19 protein-coding genes and 1 pseudogene are annotated in these 18,656 nt (G+C 61.7%); 10 read left to right on the top strand and 10 right to left on the bottom strand.

All coding sequences use genetic code 11. The annotated features are described in order from the left end of the window. Positions 1-116 precede the first annotated feature (116 nt). Positions 117-353: a hypothetical protein gene (locus H7995_RS25020; RefSeq protein WP_166592633.1), complete on the top strand. Its 237-nt coding sequence runs from the start codon at positions 117-119 to the stop codon at positions 351-353. A gap of 5 nt (positions 354-358) precedes the next feature. On the opposite strand, the gene pdxH is transcribed toward H7995_RS25020, so the two are convergent. From pdxH to dinG, 5 genes are all read right to left on the bottom strand, one after another. Then, positions 359-1,006 (bottom strand): pyridoxamine 5'-phosphate oxidase, encoded by a 648-nt coding sequence (pdxH, locus tag H7995_RS25015; RefSeq protein ID WP_182343720.1) that lies wholly within the window; start codon positions 1,004-1,006, stop codon positions 359-361. 24 nt (positions 1,007-1,030) lie between these two features. After that, positions 1,031-2,173, bottom strand: a complete 1,143-nt coding sequence (locus tag H7995_RS25010) for an OmpA family protein (protein WP_182343718.1) — start codon at positions 2,171-2,173, stop codon at positions 1,031-1,033. A 139-nt stretch (positions 2,174-2,312) separates the two neighbouring features. Continuing rightward, complete coding sequence (locus H7995_RS25005) at positions 2,313-3,458, bottom strand: serine hydrolase (RefSeq protein ID WP_185819078.1); 1,146 nt, start codon at positions 3,456-3,458, stop codon at positions 2,313-2,315. A 114-nt stretch (positions 3,459-3,572) separates the two neighbouring features. Then, positions 3,573-5,969: a beta-galactosidase gene (locus H7995_RS25000; protein ID WP_182343716.1), complete on the bottom strand. Its 2,397-nt coding sequence runs from the start codon at positions 5,967-5,969 to the stop codon at positions 3,573-3,575. Positions 5,970-6,051: 82 nt separating this feature from the next. Further along, on the bottom strand, positions 6,052-8,196 hold the full coding sequence (gene dinG, locus H7995_RS24995; protein ID WP_166592628.1) for an ATP-dependent DNA helicase DinG: 2,145 nt from the start codon (positions 8,194-8,196) through the stop codon (positions 6,052-6,054). Between the two features lie 99 nt (positions 8,197-8,295). Here dinG and H7995_RS24990 point away from each other — a divergent pair, with 99 nt between their 5' ends. Then, the gene (locus H7995_RS24990; protein WP_185819077.1) at positions 8,296-8,760 is read left to right on the top strand and encodes a CopD family protein; all 465 of its coding nucleotides are present in this window, start codon (positions 8,296-8,298) and stop codon (positions 8,758-8,760) included. Between the two features lie 133 nt (positions 8,761-8,893). On the opposite strand, the gene H7995_RS24985 is transcribed toward H7995_RS24990, so the two are convergent. From H7995_RS24985 to H7995_RS24970, 4 genes are all read right to left on the bottom strand, one after another. After that, the gene (locus H7995_RS24985; RefSeq protein WP_182343714.1) at positions 8,894-9,652 is read right to left on the bottom strand and encodes a collagen-like protein; all 759 of its coding nucleotides are present in this window, start codon (positions 9,650-9,652) and stop codon (positions 8,894-8,896) included. Next, on the bottom strand, positions 9,645-9,923 hold the full coding sequence (locus H7995_RS24980; protein WP_166593119.1) for a DUF1145 domain-containing protein: 279 nt from the start codon (positions 9,921-9,923) through the stop codon (positions 9,645-9,647). The genes H7995_RS24985 and H7995_RS24980 overlap by 8 nt, the downstream gene beginning before the upstream one ends. Positions 9,924-10,063: 140 nt before the next feature. Next, positions 10,064-10,780 carry a PA1041 family peptidoglycan-binding anchor lipoprotein gene (locus H7995_RS24975; protein WP_166593118.1) on the bottom strand — a complete coding sequence of 239 codons (717 nt, stop codon included), beginning with the start codon at positions 10,778-10,780 and terminating at the stop codon, positions 10,064-10,066. A gap of 90 nt (positions 10,781-10,870) precedes the next feature. Then, the gene (locus tag H7995_RS24970; protein WP_166593117.1) at positions 10,871-11,560 is read right to left on the bottom strand and encodes a PA1041 family peptidoglycan-binding anchor lipoprotein; all 690 of its coding nucleotides are present in this window, start codon (positions 11,558-11,560) and stop codon (positions 10,871-10,873) included. Positions 11,561-11,750: 190 nt separating this feature from the next. Here H7995_RS24970 and H7995_RS24965 point away from each other — a divergent pair, with 190 nt between their 5' ends. The 4 genes from H7995_RS24965 to H7995_RS24950 are packed head-to-tail and all read left to right on the top strand — an operon-like array spanning position 11,751 to position 13,465. Next, a complete protein-coding gene (locus H7995_RS24965) occupies positions 11,751-12,248 on the top strand; it encodes a DUF6231 family protein (RefSeq protein WP_166593116.1) in 498 nt (165 codons plus the stop codon). Positions 12,249-12,252: 4 nt separating this feature from the next. Next, positions 12,253-12,726, top strand: a complete 474-nt coding sequence (locus H7995_RS24960; protein ID WP_166593115.1) for a YchJ family protein — start codon at positions 12,253-12,255, stop codon at positions 12,724-12,726. A 38-nt stretch (positions 12,727-12,764) separates the two neighbouring features. Further along, a complete protein-coding gene (locus tag H7995_RS24955; RefSeq protein WP_185819076.1) occupies positions 12,765-13,250 on the top strand; it encodes an LEA/WHy family protein in 486 nt (161 codons plus the stop codon). 5 nt (positions 13,251-13,255) lie between these two features. After that, on the top strand, positions 13,256-13,465 hold the full coding sequence (locus tag H7995_RS24950) for an SEC-C metal-binding domain-containing protein (protein ID WP_064676164.1): 210 nt from the start codon (positions 13,256-13,258) through the stop codon (positions 13,463-13,465). Between the two features lie 49 nt (positions 13,466-13,514). Here the strand turns inward: H7995_RS24950 and H7995_RS24945 are convergent, their stop codons facing one another. Next, complete coding sequence (locus H7995_RS24945) at positions 13,515-14,081, bottom strand: cysteine hydrolase family protein (protein WP_166593113.1); 567 nt, start codon at positions 14,079-14,081, stop codon at positions 13,515-13,517. Positions 14,082-14,266: 185 nt separating this feature from the next. On the opposite strand from H7995_RS24945, the gene H7995_RS24940 reads away from it, so the two are divergent. From H7995_RS24940 to H7995_RS24925, 4 genes and pseudogenes are all read left to right on the top strand, one after another. Further along, positions 14,267-16,717 carry a penicillin acylase family protein gene (locus H7995_RS24940; RefSeq protein WP_166593112.1) on the top strand — a complete coding sequence of 817 codons (2,451 nt, stop codon included), beginning with the start codon at positions 14,267-14,269 and terminating at the stop codon, positions 16,715-16,717. A gap of 240 nt (positions 16,718-16,957) precedes the next feature. Further along, the gene (locus H7995_RS24935) at positions 16,958-17,740 is read left to right on the top strand and encodes a transporter substrate-binding domain-containing protein (RefSeq protein ID WP_166593111.1); all 783 of its coding nucleotides are present in this window, start codon (positions 16,958-16,960) and stop codon (positions 17,738-17,740) included. 58 nt (positions 17,741-17,798) lie between these two features. Continuing rightward, positions 17,799-18,527: an ABC transporter permease gene (locus H7995_RS24930; protein ID WP_182343708.1), complete on the top strand. Its 729-nt coding sequence runs from the start codon at positions 17,799-17,801 to the stop codon at positions 18,525-18,527. Next, positions 18,524-18,656, top strand: a pseudogene (locus H7995_RS24925) (amino acid ABC transporter permease); the annotation flags it as partial. The gene H7995_RS24930 and the pseudogene H7995_RS24925, both read left to right, overlap by 4 nt.

The following is an 18,656-nucleotide window of genomic DNA, read 5'->3' as shown; positions in this document are numbered from 1 at the left end:
GTCACGGCGCCGCCCGGATAAAATTGGTTTCATTCAGGCGCAGTACAGCGGCGTCTGCGAGCTCAACACACAGTAGCGGCCATTTCGAAAAATTGCGCCATCGCCCAAGGATTTCCATGGATTACTTCATCATTGTCGTCACCACCGTCGCCGGCCTGTACTTCCACTGGTGGCTGTACGTGCGAATCAAGCGCTGGATGGACCGTGACCTGGCGCTGTCACTGGCGGGTAATGACGAACAGAAAAAGCAGTTCATGCTGCAGCAACTGGAACGTGCCCGGCAGCAACGCATCAAACGCCGGGACCTGGCGCAGTGGCTGGAGGCGGCCGCAGCCACCTATCCTGCCCGGTAGACTGCTCAGGGCGCCAGACGTTCACGGCTCCAACTACCGTCTTGCAGACGGTAGTTCAAGCGGTCGTGAAGACGACTGGCACGTCCCTGCCAGAACTCGATGCGCTCGGGCAGCAGGCGATAGCCGCCCCAATGCTCCGGACAATCGGGCTGGCTATCGCTGAAGCGCTGCTCGGTAGCCTTGAGCAGCCCTTCAAGCTCGGCACGATCGGCAATCACCTGACTCTGTGGGGAAGCCCACGCCCCCAGGCGACTGCCCAATGGCCGCACCTGGTAATAAGCATCGGATTCTTGCGGCGTGACCTTGACCACCCGCCCCTCGATGCGCACCTGGCGCTCCAGGGTCGGCCAGAAGAAGGTCATGGCGGCACAGGGGTTGGCCGCCAACTGCTGGCCCTTGGCACTCTCATAGTTGGTGAAGAAGGTAAAACCTTGCTCATCCAGGCCCTTGAGCAACAGGATCCGGCAATGCGGGCGACCCTGCTCATCAACAGTGGCCAAGGTCATGGCATTGGCTTCGACCGGAGGTTGTTCGGTTTTCACCGCCTCGGCAAACCACTGGTGAAACAGGGCGAAAGGTTCGGCCGGGGCCTGGGCCTCGGTCAAACCATCGCGGGTGTAGTCGCGGCGCATATCAGCCAGAGCCTGGGTCACGGCGTTTTCCTTGTGCGGGGTCGATCAGTTTGCAGCAGCTTTGACCGGTACCGGTTTTTTCGCCGGGGTCGGGGTCTTGGCTGGCTGTTTTTTCGCTGGTGCGGCTTTTTTGGCCGTGGTGGCCTTTTTCGCCGGTGCGGCTTTTTTCGCTGGCGTGGCTTTCTTATCGGCCAGGGCAACGCTGGCAGGCTTGGCATCCTGGATCGCAACCATCTCGGCCGCCGGTGGGGTCGGCGAGCTGTACTTGCTCAGCAGGGCCAGCATGGTGGTGCGTTGGGTCAGCACGATCTCGACACGACGGTTCAAGGCACGCCCCTGGACACTGTCGTTCGCTGCACGCGGCATCAGGTCACCCATGCCACGCAACATCAGGCGATCACGCTTCATGCCACCGAGGCTGAAGATCGAGGCTACCGAAGTCGCACGCTCCTTGCTCAGGGTCTGGGTTGCCGGGGCAGCGCCAGAGGAGTCGCCGTGGCCAAGCACCAGTACCGAAGTCTTGGTGTCGGATTCCACCAGCTTGGCAATCCGAGTGAACGGGCCGAGGGTCGAAGGCAACAGCATGGCCGGGCGTTTCGGGTTAAATGCCTCATCCACCGGCACGATGACCACCAGGATGTTCTCGCGACGCTCGACCTGCAGGCGCTTGTCCTGAATGGCACTGCGCAGGCGCGGCTCGTAGTCGTCCAGCCAGGCCTGGGTGATTTTCGGATCAGGCATCGGGACATCCTTGATGTCCGCCTTGGTCACTGCCTTGGGCTGGTTGCTGAACGGCCACCACCATTTGCTCTCGGAGTCGGCCTTGGCCGCTGCGGCGGCAGCGCTGGTCGTCGCGATCGGCGCCACAGGTGCGGCGGCTTTGCTATCGGCTACGGCGGCTTTGGGGGCGCTCTCCTTGGAGGAGAACGGCCACCAGCTGCTGCCGCTGTCCTGTGCCTTGGCCACAGGCGCCGGGGTTGCCGGGGCGGCGGCGGTCTTGTCGGCAGGAGCTGCCGGCGCCTTGGCGTCGGCCTTGACGTCCGGCTTGGCGGTGCCTTTGTCCGCAACCTTGTCGGAACCGGAACCGAATGACCACCAAGGGCCACCGTCTGCGTCACTTTGTGGGGTTTGTGCACAACCGGTGATGCTGAGACACAGGGCCAAGGCTAAGAATTTGTTCGGTGACATGGGATATCCACAAAATGAGATAAAAAGCTGTGGGTCTGCGACCCGTATAAACAGACGCTGTGCAACATGAAAAGCCACAGGGTTCCATTCCATGACTTTGTGGCATCTTTTATCAGAAAAATGCCTGGCAACCACCCTTTTACAGGCAATCGCCGAGAACCCGCACCAGCTTCTGCGCACGCGGGTCCATCAACACGTAGGGACCCAGGGTATTGGTGACAAAACCGAAGGCCACATCGTGTTCGGGATCAGCAAACCCGACGGATCCCCCCGCCCCAGGATGACCAAAAGCCCGAGGGCCGAGGCCGAAGGTGGCGTTGGGTACGTCCGGCTGATCCAGCATACAACCCAGGCCAAAACGCGTCCGGGTCAGTAGAGTCTTGTCCTCGCCCAGGCTGTGCTCGCGCGTCAGCTCCTGGAGCATGTCACTTTCCAGCAGGCTGCCATCCAGCAGGCCGCTGTAGAAGCCGGCGAGGCTACGGGCATTGCCGTGGCCATTGGCCGCCGGCTGCTGCATCCGTCGCCACTCTGGCTTGTTGGTGCTGGTCATGATCGAGGGCGGGTTGGTGAACGCCCGAGTGCTCATGGCTGTCGGCTCGCGCAAAGTGACCTGTAGCAGGCGCTGGGCGGCCGCATCACCAACGTTGCCTTTGCCCCGTGCGATATGCGCCACGCGGTGGAACTCTTCATCGGCCAGGCCAACATGGAAATCCAGCCCCAGGGGACGTGCCACCCGCGCGACGATCGATTCACCCGGACCACGGCCATCGGCCCGGCGCAACAGTTCACCCACCAGCCAGCCATAGGTGATTGCCGCATACCCATGGCCTTCGCCCGGGGTCCACCAAGGCGCTTCTACCGCCAGGGCATCCACCATGGTCTGCCAGTCGTAGAGCGCTTCGGGTGCCAGCAACTCACGCAGTGCCGGCAGGCCTGCCTGATGACACAATAACTGACGCAAGGTCACCGTTTCCTTGCCGGCAGCGGCGAACTCGGGCCAGTAGCGGGCCACCGGAGCATCAAGTTGCAGCTTGCCCTCGGCAACCAGCTGCAGGGCGGTCACGGCGGTAAAGGTCTTGGTGCAGGAAAACAGGTTGGCGATGGTATCGCTGTGCCATGCCTCAGCGCCATCCTTGTCGGCCGTGCCCGCCCACAGGTCGAGGACGGTCTCGCCACCGATCTGGATGCACAAGGCCGCGCCGCGTTCCTGGGAGTTATCGAACAGTGCCGCGAAGGCTTCGCGGACTGCTTCGAATTGAAGCTCGTAATGACCCTGAATCTGCACCCACCACTCCCCGGAGAAACATCTCGAATCGATAGCGCATTGTTCCAGCCCTTGAGGGTTTTGGGAACCCGCTAGGGCTGGGCGGTCACGGGTTTAAACGTGCCGTTTCAACGATTAGTGACCGTTGGCCGAATGTCCACCCGTGTGGCTGCCCTGCCCCACGCCCTGCGGCGCGTGGCCGGGTTTTTCGCCCTCGGCTTTTTGACTGGTTTTGCCGGCTTTCTCGGCGGCGAGCCGGGCTTGTTCGCCCGCCTTGGCGAACTGATCGACGACTTGCAGGTTGGCCTTGCGCACGCTGTCGACAAAACCCTGGAACGGGATATCGGTGATCCCCACCAGGCCAAAATGTCCGTTCTCGCCATCCAGCAGGCGACCGGTTACCGGTTGATCGAGGTACTGGAACCAGTGCACCCCGACAATCGACGGCTCGCTGAGCGCCTGTTTGACGAAATTGGCGTAGGCCGGGCCCCGGTCCTCCTCCTTCGCCAACTCCGTTACCCCACCCCAGAAGGGGCCGCGATCCCGCGAACCGAAGTTGAACTCAGTGATCAGCACCGGTTTGTCCAGCGCCTGCAACTGGCTGAAGTCATAGCCATCCTGGGGCTTGAGCGTGTAGAGGTTGAAGCTCAGCACATCGCAGTACTGCGCGCAGGACGCCACGGCTTCGGGTGTGCTGACGGCAAACCGGCCGCCGAGCAGCAGGTGGTTCGGCGCATGCCATTTCAACGAATCGGAAATGGTCTTGAAGTAGGTATCGGCGAAGACTTTCTGGAAGTATTTGAAGTCGGCTTCGATTTCCGGATGCTCCGGATTGGGTACCGGCGGCACGAACCCCGGGTCTTCCATCAACTCCCAGGCCGGCAGGTCGATGCCCCAGGCCTTCGACAGGCCTGCCTGATTGCGGTACTTGTCACGCAACTGCTTGAGGAAGGCGCGTTTGGCCGGTACGTCGGTGGTCATTTTCAACGTGCCATACGCCAGGGCATAACGCGCCTTGGGGTCGTCACCGGGACCGGCCCAGGCCAGCTCGTTATCCGCAAAGTAGCCGATCAACCAGGGATCATCCCGGTGGTCGCGGGCGGCAATGGCCACTGCACGCTCGGTGGCCATGGCAAAACGCGGGTCGAACGGGTCGGGCATTCCGCCCCACCAGTCGTTGCCCGTGCTGATGCTGGTGTAATCGCCAACGATCGACAATGGCAAGGTGTAGGGCATCCGCTCGCTGTGGCCCAAGGCCGGCTCGCTCCAGTTACCCAGGGTGTTGAAGCCCCAGGCCTGCAGGCGATCGAGGGTGTGGCCGGCCCAGCGTTTTTCATCAAAGGCATAGGGCGCACATGGCGCGACGGGCGCTTCGGCACCGGTTTCGGCCTCCGTCGCCGGGGCGGTGGCGGTGGCGGTGGCGACACAGGGCTGACCGTAGGTGCGTTGCAGGTTGGCGCCGTAAAAGTCATACCAGCGACCGCTATTGAAGGCGCGCCCGCGATCGACACCATTGCCGCCACGGTTGTCGCCTTCACCGTAATGGACAGCCAGGGGCTGGTCGTTACCCGGCAATACTTCGAACATGCCTTCGCGACCGGCGACATACGTCTGGCTGGCGTCTGCGGTGACCGTATTGACCCCCAGGGAGTAGAACGGGTGACCTAGCGGCGTCACCAGGTACCAGCGCCCGTCGCGCTTCTCGGTGCGAAAAAAGCCGCTGGCCTTGAACGCCGCGGCCGTGTTCAAGCCGCCGTAGGCGTCCAGGGCCGAGCGTTGGCGCTGGGCCAGCCAGCCGCTCAATTGTTGCTGTTCCTTGACGGCGGCCGCCTTGAGCTGCTCGTCAGTGGCAATCTTTTCCGGCCATTTCGCCCGGCTCGACTGCCCATAGGCATCCACCAGAGAACCGTAGACTGCCTGGGTGACCGCCGCGCCGTCCTGCACGCCAAAGCGCTCGACCAGGATGCTCTGGGCCACTTTCGGCTGATCCATCGACAGCGTGACCGACACCACCTGGGCAGGGTCTAGCTCACCCTCGCTGCTGGCCAGCAGGATTCGCTGGCCATCGACGGTCATCGGCATCGGCGGGCCGGCCTTCATGCCCTGGCTCAGGGGCGAGCTAGGCTTGAGCGGCACCAACAGGGTCTGCGCCGGGCCGGCAGGCAAGTCGACGCGGCTGACCAGGGTTTTCCCGTCGTTGCTCTGGATCTTTACGTACAGCGTCACAGCCCAGTTCATCGCGCTCTGCAGGCGCAGGCTCATGACCCCGGATTGCGACCAGTCCCAGGCCCCGGTTTGCGGGGTCAGACGCAGGCTCGGTTGCGCCGTCGGGTTGAACGTCACACGCCGCAGCACTTCGCCCTCGGCCGTCTGCTCCGCATTGGATTGCGGCAAGCTGGCATCCTGTGTCGTCACCTGGACCACATCGGCAGGCCGGACAAAGTTGAACAGCGTCTGCTGCCCGGTGGGTGCCGCCAGCAGGGGCGCAGCGAACATCAGGGCAAAAACAGCGGGTAACGAGCGGCGAATCATATGAACCAGGTTCTCCCTAGGGCCAGTGTGAAATCGGTGATAGGAGATAGACAACGAAGTGGGCGTTTTCGCCCACCCTGTCTCAAGATATTTCGCGACGGAACGGTGGCAAGGCGTTGAGGATCGCCTTTCCGTAACGCTGCGTGACCAGGCGCCGGTCAAGCAAGGTGATGGTGCCGCGGTCTTCTTCGGTGCGCAGCAGGCGACCGCAAGCCTGAACCAGCTTGAGCGAGGCGTCCGGCACCGAGATTTCCATGAACGGGTTGCCGCCTCGCGCTTCGATCCACTCGGCCAGCGCGGCTTCCACCGGGTCATCGGGCACCGAGAACGGGATCTTGGCGATCACCACGTGCTCGCAATAGGCACCCGGCAAATCGACACCTTCGGCAAAACTGGCCAGGCCGAACAGCACGCTGGAATCCCCCCCATCGACCCGCGCCTTGTGCTTGTTCAGGGTTTCCTGTTTCGACAGGTTGCCTTGAATGAACACTTGCTTGCGCCAGTCGCGGTCGAGGCCATCGAACACGTCCTGCATCTGTTTGCGCGAGGAAAACAGCACCAGGGTGCCACGCGAGCCTTCCACCAGTTCCGGCAGGTCGCGGATGATCGCCGCCGTGTGCGCCGCGGCGTCACGCGGGTCGGCGCGCAGGTCGGGGACCCGCAGCACACCCGCGTCGGCATGATGGAACGGGCTGGGCACGACCGCCGTCACGGCTTTTTTCGGCAGGCCGGCACGCATGCGGAAGCGATCGAAAGTGCCGAGGGCAGTCAGGGTGGCCGAGGTCACCAAGGCACCGTAGGCGATATTCCACAGGTTACGCCGCAGCATCTCCGCAGCCAGGATCGGGCTGGCATTGACCTCGATATCGAACAGCGAACCGCTTTCGGCCAGGGTCAGCCAGCGCGCCATGGGCGGGTTGTCTTCCGGGTCTTCGGCGGTAAAGGCGGTCCACAACTCCCAGTTGCCCTGGGAGCGCGACAGCAGGCTGCCAAACAGCGGATACCACTCTTCGGCCTGGTTGCTGGCGATACCAATGTTGACCTCGCCGTCCATGCCTTCCTTGAGCAACTCAGTAAGCCGGGTGAAGACATCGGTCAGGCGGGCAAAGCCCTTCTTCAGCTCGACGCCCATCTCGCGCATGTGCTCGGGAATCACTCCACCGACAAAGCGATGACGCGGGCGCTCACGGCCTTCTACATCTTCGCCGGGCTTGAAGTCGGCCACCTGCTCGCAGGCACTGAACATGAACTGCTGCTGGGTCTTGATCTCGCGCGCCAGTTCCGGCACTTGCTCGATCAGCTTGCCCAGGTCGCCGGGCAGCGGGTGCTGGGCGAGCAACTTGGTGAGGTTCTTGGCGGTGGTCTCCAGCCAGTCGGCGGTGGAGCGCAGGCGCGTGTAATGGGCGAAGTGGCCGATGGCCTTGTCCGGCAGGTGGTGACCTTCGTCGAACACATAGATGGTGTCACGCGGGTCCGGCAGCACGGCACCGCCCCCCAGGGCCAGGTCGGCGAGGACCATGTCATGGTTGGTGACGATCACATCGACCTTGCCCATGCCTTCGCGGGCCTTGTAAAAGGCGCACTGGCCAAAATTGGGGCAATGGCGGTTGGTGCACTGGCTGTGGTCGGTGGTCAGGCGCGCCCAGTCAGCGTCTTCCAGGGCGGTGGACCAACTGTCGCGGTCGCCGTCCCACTTATTGCCGGCGAGCTTCTCGATCATGCTGGTGAACAGTTTCTGACTGGCCTCATCGACCTCGATCTTGAAGCCTTCTTCCTCGAACAGCTGGGCCGTGGCGGTTTGCGCATGGCCTTCTTGCAGCAGCATGTCGAGCTTGGACAGGCACATATAGCGACCCCGGCCCTTGGCCAGGGCAAAGCTGAAATTCAGCCCGCTGTTGCGCATCAGGTCCGGCAGGTCCTTGTAGACGATCTGCTCTTGCAGGGCGACGGTGGCAGTGGCAATCACCAGCCGTTTGCCGGCGGCCTTGGCCGTGGGAATCGCCGCCAGGCTGTAGGCCACGGTCTTACCGGTACCGGTGCCGGCTTCCACCGCGACAATCGCGGGGTCGCCACTGCGCCGGCCTTCGTCGTCGGTGTCGATGTCACCCAGGACTTTGGCGATTTCGGCGATCATCAGGCGCTGGCCGTAGCGGGGCTTAAGGCTTTTGGCTTCGAGAAAACGCGAATAAGCGCCCTGGATCGTGGTTTTGAGTTCAGTGCTGATCATGGATTGTCGGGCGCAAAAAACGCTGGATAAATTTTCAGTGGTTCGGATCGGCCGCTATCATACCCCGCTAATTAATCCCGCGCAGAACGGAGTACCTCAATGACACTTTTCGCCTTCATTTATAGCCTGCATACACTGGCGGCCCTGGTCTGGGTCGGCGGCATGTTTTTCGCCTGGATGGTCCTGCGCCCCGCCGCCGTAAAGGCCCTCGAGGGCCCGGCCCGCCTTAAACTGTGGCTGGAAGTGTTCCCACGCTTTTTTCTCTGGGTCTGGATGGCGGTGCTGATCCTGCCGACCAGCGGCGTCGGCCTGATCCACCTGCGCTTCAACGGCTTCGAGACCGCGCCACGCTACGTGCAGATCATGATGGGCCTGTACCTGGTGATGACCGCACTGTTCATTCGCATTCAAGCACTGCAACTGCCCGAGCTACGCAAGGCCGTCCTGGCCGAAGACTGGCCGACCGGCGCCGCCACCCTGGGTGGGATACGCCGCCTGGTGGGTATCAATTTGATGGTGGGATTGGTGCTGGTCGCCATTGCGGCGGCGCGCCCGACATTCTAAAGACACGGAACCTGCCGTTGATCTGGAGCGAGCCGCAGATTGCCATCGCGAGCGGGCTCGCTCCTAGAGGGCGATTCGCACAGCGGTAAAAACAGGCCGGCCGCAAGGCCGCCTCGCCTTTACCACTCACGCCCTACAAACGCTGCAAACTGACAGCCCCAGCCGCCCCCTCTGCCCCCGGCTGCCCCGCCATCCCGGGCCGCCCACTCTTGCCACCATCGGCACGGTAAACAAGGCACCCCTTGGCCTTCCCTCCCGCACCAGGCTTGCCACCCGCCCCCGGCACTCCTCCGGCGCCCCCCTCAACCTGCACCTTGATCTGCTGCTGCGGATAATCACGCGGCAATTCCAGACGCACCAAAGCCCCTGGCGCCCCTGCACGACCATCCCCCCCGTTATCCCCATCGGCACCACGTCCGGCCTGACCCCAGGTGCAACCGGGCTCCTGACCATTGGCCCCATCGAGCCCCACATAGCCCGGCGCACCAGCGCCACCACGGGCATCCACCGACAACTCGGGAGCATTCAACGAAGCAATGCGCAAATTCAGGTTACGCCCGCCGCGAGCGGCCTTGAGGTAAGTACCCGGCGCACCACGGGACGTAATCTGGCTGCCACTGGCAAGCTGGGCATGCCCGACATTCAACTGCAGGACCTGCTCACTGGGAACAATCGCAATCCGCGCCTCGCGCCCCAGGTGCAACTGGCCGACGTCCAACTCAGTGACGTTCGAAGGAATCAGCAAGGTGCCATAGTCCGCCACGTCCAGACGCTCCAACTGCAAGGTGCTGGTGGTATTGGGCAGGCGCATCAGCGAATGACTTTCCACACTGACCACCTGCGCCGTGGCCAGTGGGCTGACCAGCGCGGCAAGCAAACAGAGCTTACGCATGGCGGGCCTCCCCAGCGGTAGGGGCAGACAGGGTCCGCAGGTGAAAAATGCCAAACAGGAGGATTTGCAGGCGATCACGCCACGGGTGAGGACGGCCCTTGAGGTTGCGGTGCACCAGCAACACTTCCAACAGGTGGGTCAGCAGCAACAGGCTGGCCGCCAGATTAACCAGCAAATCAATCGGATTGATCAGCGGTTCCACCAGGTTGACCAGCGCCACCAGCCAGAACATCAGGGTCAAAACTTTACCCAGCCCCCAAAACACTTTCATACGCTCCCCCGTGGTTCATTATTCTTTGCGCGCACAGTAACGACTTCCACGAGGGATGCGCCAGCGGTCAGTGAAAATTCTTGCGCACGAGGCTGTTTAGCTGCCGGATCGACGAGGATCGCCCATCCGGCAGCCGCCGATCAGCGGCCGATCACCAGTTCCACGCGACGGTTTTTCGCCCGCCCTTCTTCGCTGGCGTTGTCGGCAACAGGCTGGCTTTCGCCCATGCCCTGACTGGTGAGTTTGTCCGGTGCCAGCCCCTGCTCCAGCAGGAAGGCGGCGACACTGCTGGCGCGGCGTTCGGAGAGCGCCTGGTTGTAGGCGTCTGTGCCCTGGCTGTCGGTATGCCCGACCACCTTGATACTCAGTACGTCGGCGTTTTTCAGTTTATCCATCAACCCCACCAGTTGTTCCTGGGCCGCCGGCGTCAATTGCGCGGAGTCGAAGGCGAACAACACCTCCCCCTGGTCACTCAGGGTGATCACTTCACTTTGCGGTTCGACCGGCTTGACGGTGGCCGGGTACTGGGGAATCGGACAACCCCTGTTGTCGACCGGGGTATTGGCCGGGGTATCCGGGCAATGATCACGACGATCAAAGACCCCATCCTCGTCCTCATCGCCATCCTGCGCGTAACAGATCAAGCCTCCCGTCAACAAACCGAGTGCCGCACCACCTGCCGCCCAACCACCACTTTCTATCGCGCCCAGGCCTCCGCCCACCAGGCCGCCGATAAGGCTGCAAATGGGCCAGGTACGTTGATTGAGGGGGGCAGTGCCGTCGCTGTGGGTGGCGCAACCTGTCAACAGGCTGCCAAACAGTAGTACCGGTATCACGGTCCGCGCACGAAGACTCATGGTGATTGCTCCTGTATTACCGGCCCATACCGGTCACACAGGAGTAAAGACCCGCATCCGCGACTGCACAAGCCGCGGATGCGAGAGGGGCTAGCGGTTGATTTTGATTTCGGTACGACGGTTCATGGCCCGCCCGTCAGCGGTTTTGTTGTCGGCCACTGGCTGGCTTTCACCGGCACCTTGTACCGACACGAAGCTGGCACGTGGCACGCCTTCTTCGATCAGGTACTCGACCACCGAATGCGCACGTTTATCCGAGAGTTTCTCGTTATAGGCATCGCTGCCAACGCTGTCGGTATGCCCGGTGACGCTCAGTTGCGCAGTCGTTGCTTCCTGTTTCAGTCGGGAAGCAATGGTTTCCAGCTTGGTTTTGTCGGCTTCGGTCAACTTGGCCGAGTCGAACTGGAAGTGCACATCACGAATGACGATGGTTTCTTCTTTGACCACCACCACTTCTTCAACCACCGGCACCGGTGGTGGGCAGCCATTGGCATCGACCTGCACGCCTTTTGGTGTGCCCGGGCACTTGTCGAGACTGTCCAGAACACCGTCGCCATCTTCATCGCCGTCGCCATGCACCCAGCAATAGGCGGCTGCCAAGCCACCTACGAACAGCGCGCCACCGCCGGCCCATGCCGAACTTTTCGTCGCGCCGAGACCCGCACCGACCACGCCGCCCACCGCCGCACAGGTCGGCCAGTCGGTTTTCTGCAAACCTGCGCAACCAGTCAACACACTGGTTAGCAGAACCAAGGGTAATGCTGTCCGAACTATGCTCATCGAGTTTTCTCCTGAGGGATCGGCATACGACCGATTCAAGCAGTAAAGACCCGAGTTTTAATATCCGCCAGCAATAGGCCAGCCTTGCTGCATCGCGTATTTACGGGCGCTCGTAGCATCCCGTGCAAACCCGCTCTAGGCCCGAGCCTTCGGGCAGGCTAGTCTTGGCAGTTCTGATTGAGGATCCTCGATGACCGCCGCTATTTCTTTGCGTACTCCCCAGCAGGCGCTCGCCGCCCTGCTCGATCGTTATGCACCAAAACGGTTGCTGCTGATCGGTGCCAGCGACTTTCCGGCGCTGCAGGCGTTCAAGCTGGCGCACCCCGACACCGTCGTTGCCCAGATCGCCCCCGGCCCACTGCCAGCAGAACTGGCAGCGCAACGATTCGACCTGGCCCTGGCCCTCGACTGCCTGGAGCATTTGCCCAAGCGCGACGGCCTGAACCTGCTCGGCGGGATCCGCAACCTCAACGCCAGTCGCATCGCGGTCCTCGCCGACCTGAGTGCCTGCGGCTGGCAGGACACCGACTTCTTCTCCCTGGCCCTGCAAGCCAGTGAACGTTTCCAGCGCGACGAACAAGTATTGACCCTGTTCACCTATGATCTGCTTGACTACAAACAAGTACCTGACTGGCTCAACTCACGGTTCTGGGCCAATCCAGAGAATTTCGGAAAATACTGGTGGTAACACAATGAGTACATCCATCTGCCCTTGCGGCAGCGGCACGCCACTCGATGCCTGCTGCGGGCACTACCATGCCGGGCACCCCGCGCCCTGCGCCGAAGCCTTGATGCGCTCGCGCTACAGCGCCTACGTGCTGGGCCTGATCGACTACCTGGTGGCGACCACCCTGCCCGCCCAGCAAGCCGGCCTGGACCGCCAGTCGATCAGCGCCTGGAGCGCCCAGAGCACCTGGCTCGGCCTGGAGGTGGAAAGCTCGGAAGTGTTCGGCGGCCAACCTGAACACGCCTTCGTCACCTTTACTGCGCGCTGGCATGACAGCGACGGCGAACATAGCCACCGTGAACGTTCTTCTTTCGTACAGAACGCCGGGCACTGGTACTTCATTGACCCAACCGTACCGCTCAAGGCCGGGCGCAATGACGCCTGCCCCTGCGCCAGCGGGCAGAAGTTCAAGAAGTGCTGTGCCGGGTATTTCGCCTAAAGGACTGAACCTGTACTGCGGGTAAAGGGAGCCAGACCATGCTCAACCAGCGCCGCGCCCTGCACTGCATCAGCCTGCTGTTGCTGCTGAGTCTCAGTGGTTGCGTGTTCTGGTTCAGCGACGATGAGCTTGAGCCTCAGGTCCACCTGCTCAAGGTCGAGGTGATCCGGGCCCGGCTGCTCGACCAGAAGTTCATGCTGTACTTTCGGGTCGACAACCCCAATGACTCCAGCCTGACGGTCCGCGGCCTGGAATACCGCATTCACTTGAGCCAGTTCCTGCTGAGCGAGGGCGAGAGTGATCAGTGGTTCAGTGTCGACCCCAAGAGCAGTGGGTATTTTCAGGTACCGATCCGCACGAACCTGTGGCAACACCTGCGCGAAGTGGTCAAGTTGTTGAAGAAACCCGAGCAGCCCATCCCCTACCGCCTGGAGGGCGTCCTGCAAACCGGATTATTCTTCGGCAAAGACGTGCACCTGTCGCGTTATGGCGAGATAATTCCCGGCGATTTTATTCCGGAGTAAACCTGATGACCCAGCAACCCCACGTCCATGGCCCTGACTGCAACCACGATCATGACCATCACGAGCACCATGATCACGACCATGGTCATGTGCACGGCCCAAACTGCGGCCACGCTCACCAGGAGCCGGTGCGTAACGCCTTGAAAGACGTTGGCCGCAACGACCCTTGCCCATGCGGCAACGGCAAGAAATTCAAGAAGTGCCACGGCGCTTGATGCACTAGCCCCAAGGCGTGTGGGAGCCAGCCGAACGGCGCTCCCACCATTACCCGGCGCGGCCCGCCATCAGGACGTCGCGGGTAGTCACCACCGTTGCGTACTCGCCCTGCAAATTACCCAGCGCCATGGCGTGCACCTGCTGCGCGCAATGCCATTGGCCAAAATAATCCTGCTTGTCGAAGGTGTAGCAGGCGTCCTCCACGACCCAGGTCTCATACCCCAGATTGCCGGCCGTACGCGCCGTGGCCTCCACCGAGTTGTGCGTTGCCACGCCAACGATAATCAACTGGCCGACTCCCCCTCGTTGTAAATCCGCGGCCAGCCCGGTTGCGCAGAACGCATCCGGCACCTGTTTCTGGATCACCGGTTCACCGGCCAAGGGCATGAACCGCTGCTGAAACTCCACACCTAACTGTTGCGGCCAGAACACCGATTCCGGCGAGCGAGATAGATGTTGCACGTGAATCACGGGCCACGATCTGGCGCGCCAGTGCTCGAGCAACTCGGCAATGCGCTCCTCGGCCTGAGGGTTGTTGCGCGGTCCGAGCCGGGGTTCATGGATTCCTTTTTGCTGATCGATCAGGATCAACGTGGCATTTACCTGCAATTGCATGGCGCTATATCCCTCTGCCAATAACCAAGTACCCGCTTCCAATACCGTGATTTACGGTAGGCAAACAGGCCCGTGGTCGAAAATTCCGTAATTTATCCGACAAACCCTCAAATAAGCTCGGCCCCTGCTTGCGCGGCCCTCGGTCGCTCACTAACGTAGCGCCTTTCTTGGTACGGAGCTTTGCCATGGCCTCGCCAGCCTTTACTTCTTTTCTTCCCCGGTTCGGCGTTGCCGCAGCAGTCACCAGTGTGCTCAGCCTTGGCGGATGCCAGACCTGGAATGCCCAGGACACGCTACCGCCGACCTCCGGTGTGCAACCGCTCAAAGGGCTGGCGCAAAACGTCTCCGTGCGACGCAATGCCATGGGTATGCCGCTGATCGAAAGCAGCACCTTCCACGATGCCTTGTTCACCCTCGGCTATGTGCACGCCACTGATCGCATTTACCAGATGGTCAGCATGCGCTTGCTGGCCCAGGGCCGCCTGGCACAAATGTCGGGGCCACAGATGCTCGACGCCGACCGTTACATGCGCGCCGTGAACCTGAAGAAAAGCGCCGACGAACTCTATAAAGCCTCCTCGCCTCGCCTCAAGCGCTTCTTTGAAGTCTATGCCCGCGGGGTCAACGCTTACCTGTTCCGCTATCGCGACAAGCTGCCGGCGGACCTGGCTGCTACCGGTTACCAACCGGAATACTGGAAGCCGGAAGACTCGGCGCTGATTTTCTGCCTGCTGAACTTCAGCCAGTCGGCCAACCTGCCGCAGGAAATTTCCGCACTGGTCATGGCGCAAACCGTCACCCAGGACAAGCTGGCGTGGCTGTCGCCGTCGTACCCAGACGAAAAACTGCCGCTGGCGGAAGCCGACAAGCTTCAGGGCATCAAGCTCAACGGCACCCTCCCGGGCCTTGCCGAGGTGGCGAATGCTGGCGAGCAACTGGGCGCGTTGAACATGCTCGGCGGCACGGCATCGAACAACTGGGCGATCGCCCCACAACGCAGCCGCAGCGGTAAAAGCCTGCTGGCCAGCGACAGCCAGTTGCCGATCGGCGTGCCGTCGCTGTGGAGCTTCGTGCAGATTCGCGCACCGAAATACCAGGCGGCGGGCGTTTCCATCGCCGGCTTGCCGCTGGTCCTGGCCGGCTTCAACGGCCAAGTGGCCTGGAGCATGACGGCGGTGTTGGGTGACAACCAGGACCTGTTCCTGGAAAAACTCAAGCGCCAGGGCAACGGCCTGAGCTACGAGGTCGGGGGTAAGTGGCAGCCAGTGATGGTGCGTAACGAAACCTACTTCATCAAAGGCCAGCGACCGATTCGCGAAGCCGTGTACGAAACCCGCCACGGCGCCTTGCTCAACAGCGCCCAGGGTACTGCGCTGGGCAACGGCTTCGGCCTGGCCTTGCAGCAACCGAACTTGACCGACGACAAGAGCCTGGATGCGTTTTTCGACCTGACCCGCGCGCAGAATGTGGAAAAAGCCTCGGATGCCAGCCGGGAAATCCGCGCGATTGCCCTGAACATGGTATTTGCCGACGCCCGCAACATCGGCTGGCAGGTTACCGGTCGCTTCCCCAACCGTCGCGAAGGCGAAGGCTTGCTGCCATCCCCCGGCTGGGAAGGCCGCTACGACTGGGACGGCTACGCCGACCCGATGCTCCATCCGTATGATCAGGACCCGGCGCAAGGCTGGCTCGGCACCGCCAACCAACGGGTAATTCCTCACGGTTACGGGATGCAGTTGTCCAATTCGTGGGCCGCCCCCGAGCGTGGCGAACGCATCGCCGAACTGGCAGGGAGCGGCAAGCAGGACACTCGCAGCACGATTGCCATGCAATACGACCAGACCAGCCTGTTCGCCAGCAAATTGAAGAAGATGTTCGAGGCGCCCGGCATGTCCGCGCCGCTCAAACAAGCCATCGCCGCCCTGCCCGCCGCCGAGGCGGGCAAGGCACGCGAGGCTTACAGCCGCCTGATGGCCTTCGACGGCAAGCTCAGTGCGACCTCGACTGACGCGGCGATCTACGCGTTGTTCCTGCAGGCCAGCATGCAGCAGATCTTCCTCGACGAATTGGGGCCGCAGAACAGCCCGGCCTGGAAAGCGTTTGTCGCCAGCGGCAAGTTGTCCTACTCGGCCCAGGCTGACCATTTGCTCGGCCGCGAAGACAGCCCGTTCTGGGATGACGCCCGCACCCCGCAGAAGGAAGACAAGCCGGCGATCCTTGCCCGCAGCCTGGCCGCCGCGATTTCTGCTGGCGAAAGCCAGATGGGCGGCGACCGCAAAGCCTGGCAATGGGGAAAACTGCATCACTACGAATGGAAGGACGTGCGTGGCCAGACCGTGCGCGCGCCGATGTCCGCCGGTGGCGATCACACCACCCTGAACATGGCGGCCTACACCTGGGGCCAGGACTTCAACGTCACCCTGGCACCGGCGATGCGCTTTATCGTCGACTTCGGGCAGACCGAACCGTTGCTGGCGCAGAACGGCAGCGGCCAGTCCGGCAACCCGGCTAGCCCCAACTACCTGAACGGTATCGAGCCGTGGCTCAAGGGCCAGTACCAGAGCCTGCCGATGCAGCCGCAGAACTTCGACAAGGTGTACGGCAAGACGCGCCTGACCCTGGTACCCGGCAAATAAAACCGCCGAAACCGGTGCTTGGGGTGCACCGGTTCCACCAGCCCAGGCGCCATGCTGGTGCACTCAATCATTCGCGCCCGTTTTTGGGCGCGAATGGGTCGCAGACTTTTGTTGAATCATCTTTTAAAACGCTTGTTCGGGACTCTGGTTCGGAAATTGCTACTTTCATAAGGTCTTACGCTTTCCAGTAACAATAATTCTGCGCCACAAGCGCTCATATTGGTTCTTAGGGATTGAATAATGAAAAAAGCATTGCTGACCCTTTCTGCACTGGCGTTGTGCATGGCCGCGGGTTCCGCGCTGGCCAAAGAATACAAAGAGTTGCGTTTTGGTGTTGACCCCTCCTACGCGCCGTTCGAATCCAAAGCAGCAGACGGCAGCCTGGTGGGCTTCGATATCGATCTGGGCAATGCGATCTGCGCCGAATTGAAGGTCAAGTGCAAATGGGTCGAAAGCGATTTCGACGGCATGATCCCGGGCCTCAAGGCCAATAAATTCGACGGTGTCATCTCTTCGATGACCGTTACCGAAGCCCGCGAGAAGGTCATCGACTTCTCCAGCGAACTGTTCTCCGGCCCCACCTCTTTCGTGTTCAAGAAGGGTTCCGGGCTGACCGCCGATACCGCATCGCTCAAGGACAAGGCCGTCGGCTACGAGCAGGGCACCATCCAGGAAGCCTATGCCAAGGCCGTGCTGGACAAGGCTGGAGTCAAGACCAAGGCCTACGCCAACCAGGACCAGGTCTACGCCGACCTGATTTCCGGGCGTCTGGACGCGTCGATCCAGGACATGCTGCAAGCCGAACTGGGCTTTTTGAAGTCGCCACAAGGCGCCGGCTATGAAGTCAGTCAGCCCGTCGACAGCCCACTGTTGCCAGCCAAGACAGCTATCGGTATCTCTAAAGGTAACAAAGAGCTGAAGGCCCTTCTCGATAAAGGTATCAAAGCGTTACACGATGATGGCACCTACGCCACCATTCAAAAGAAACACTTTGGTGATCTGAATCTGTACAGCGGCAAATAATGCCCGGCGCCCATCCTCGTGATGGGCGCCTTTTTTTCGCTATCAGGTTGCTGACTTCATGTTTGAACAACTCCTACAAAACCTGGGGCTCTCGGCCTTCAGCTTGAAAGGCTTCGGCCCCCTGCTGATGCAAGGCACCTGGATGACCATCCAATTATCGGTACTGTCGCTGCTGGTGGCCGTGTTACTCGGCCTCCTGGGCGCCAGCGCCAAACTCTCAGCCTCCAGGCTGCTGCGCATTCCGGCGCAGTGCTACACCACCTTGATTCGTGGGGTGCCGGACCTGGTGCTGATGCTGCTGATTTTCTACAGCCTGCAAACCTGGCTGACGTCCCTGACCGACCTGCTGGAATGGGAATACATCGAGATCAACCCGTTCAGCGCCGGGGTCATCACCCTGGGCTTTATCTACGGCGCCTATTTCACCGAGACCTTCCGTGGCGCGATCCTCGCCGTGCCCCGTGGCCAGGTTGAAGCCGCCACCGCTTACGGCCTCAAGCGCGGCCAGCGCTTTCGCTACGTGGTCTTCCCGCAGATGATGCGGTTCGCCTTGCCGGGAATCGGCAACAACTGGATGGTGATGCTCAAGGCTACCGCCCTGGTCTCGATCATCGGCCTCGCCGACCTGGTCAAGGCCGCCCAGGACGCCGGCAAAAGTACCTACCAGCTGTTTTACTTCCTGGTGCTGGCGGCACTGATCTACCTGGTGATCACCAGCGCATCGAACGTCGTCCTGCGCTGGCTGGAGCGGCGTTATGCCGCCGGTGCCCGGGAGGCCGTACGATGATCGAACTTCTGCAAGAGTACTGGCGCCCGTTCCTGTACAGCGACGGCTACCACATCACCGGCCTGGCGATGACGATGTGGCTGCTCAGTGCCTCGATCTGCATCGGCTTCCTGGTGTCGATCCCGCTGT

Origin of the sequence: Pseudomonas kielensis, assembly GCF_014236655.1 — a bacterium.
GTDB lineage: Bacteria > Pseudomonadota > Gammaproteobacteria > Pseudomonadales > Pseudomonadaceae > Aquipseudomonas > Aquipseudomonas kielensis.
This window is presented reverse-complemented; position numbering and strand designations above follow the sequence as displayed.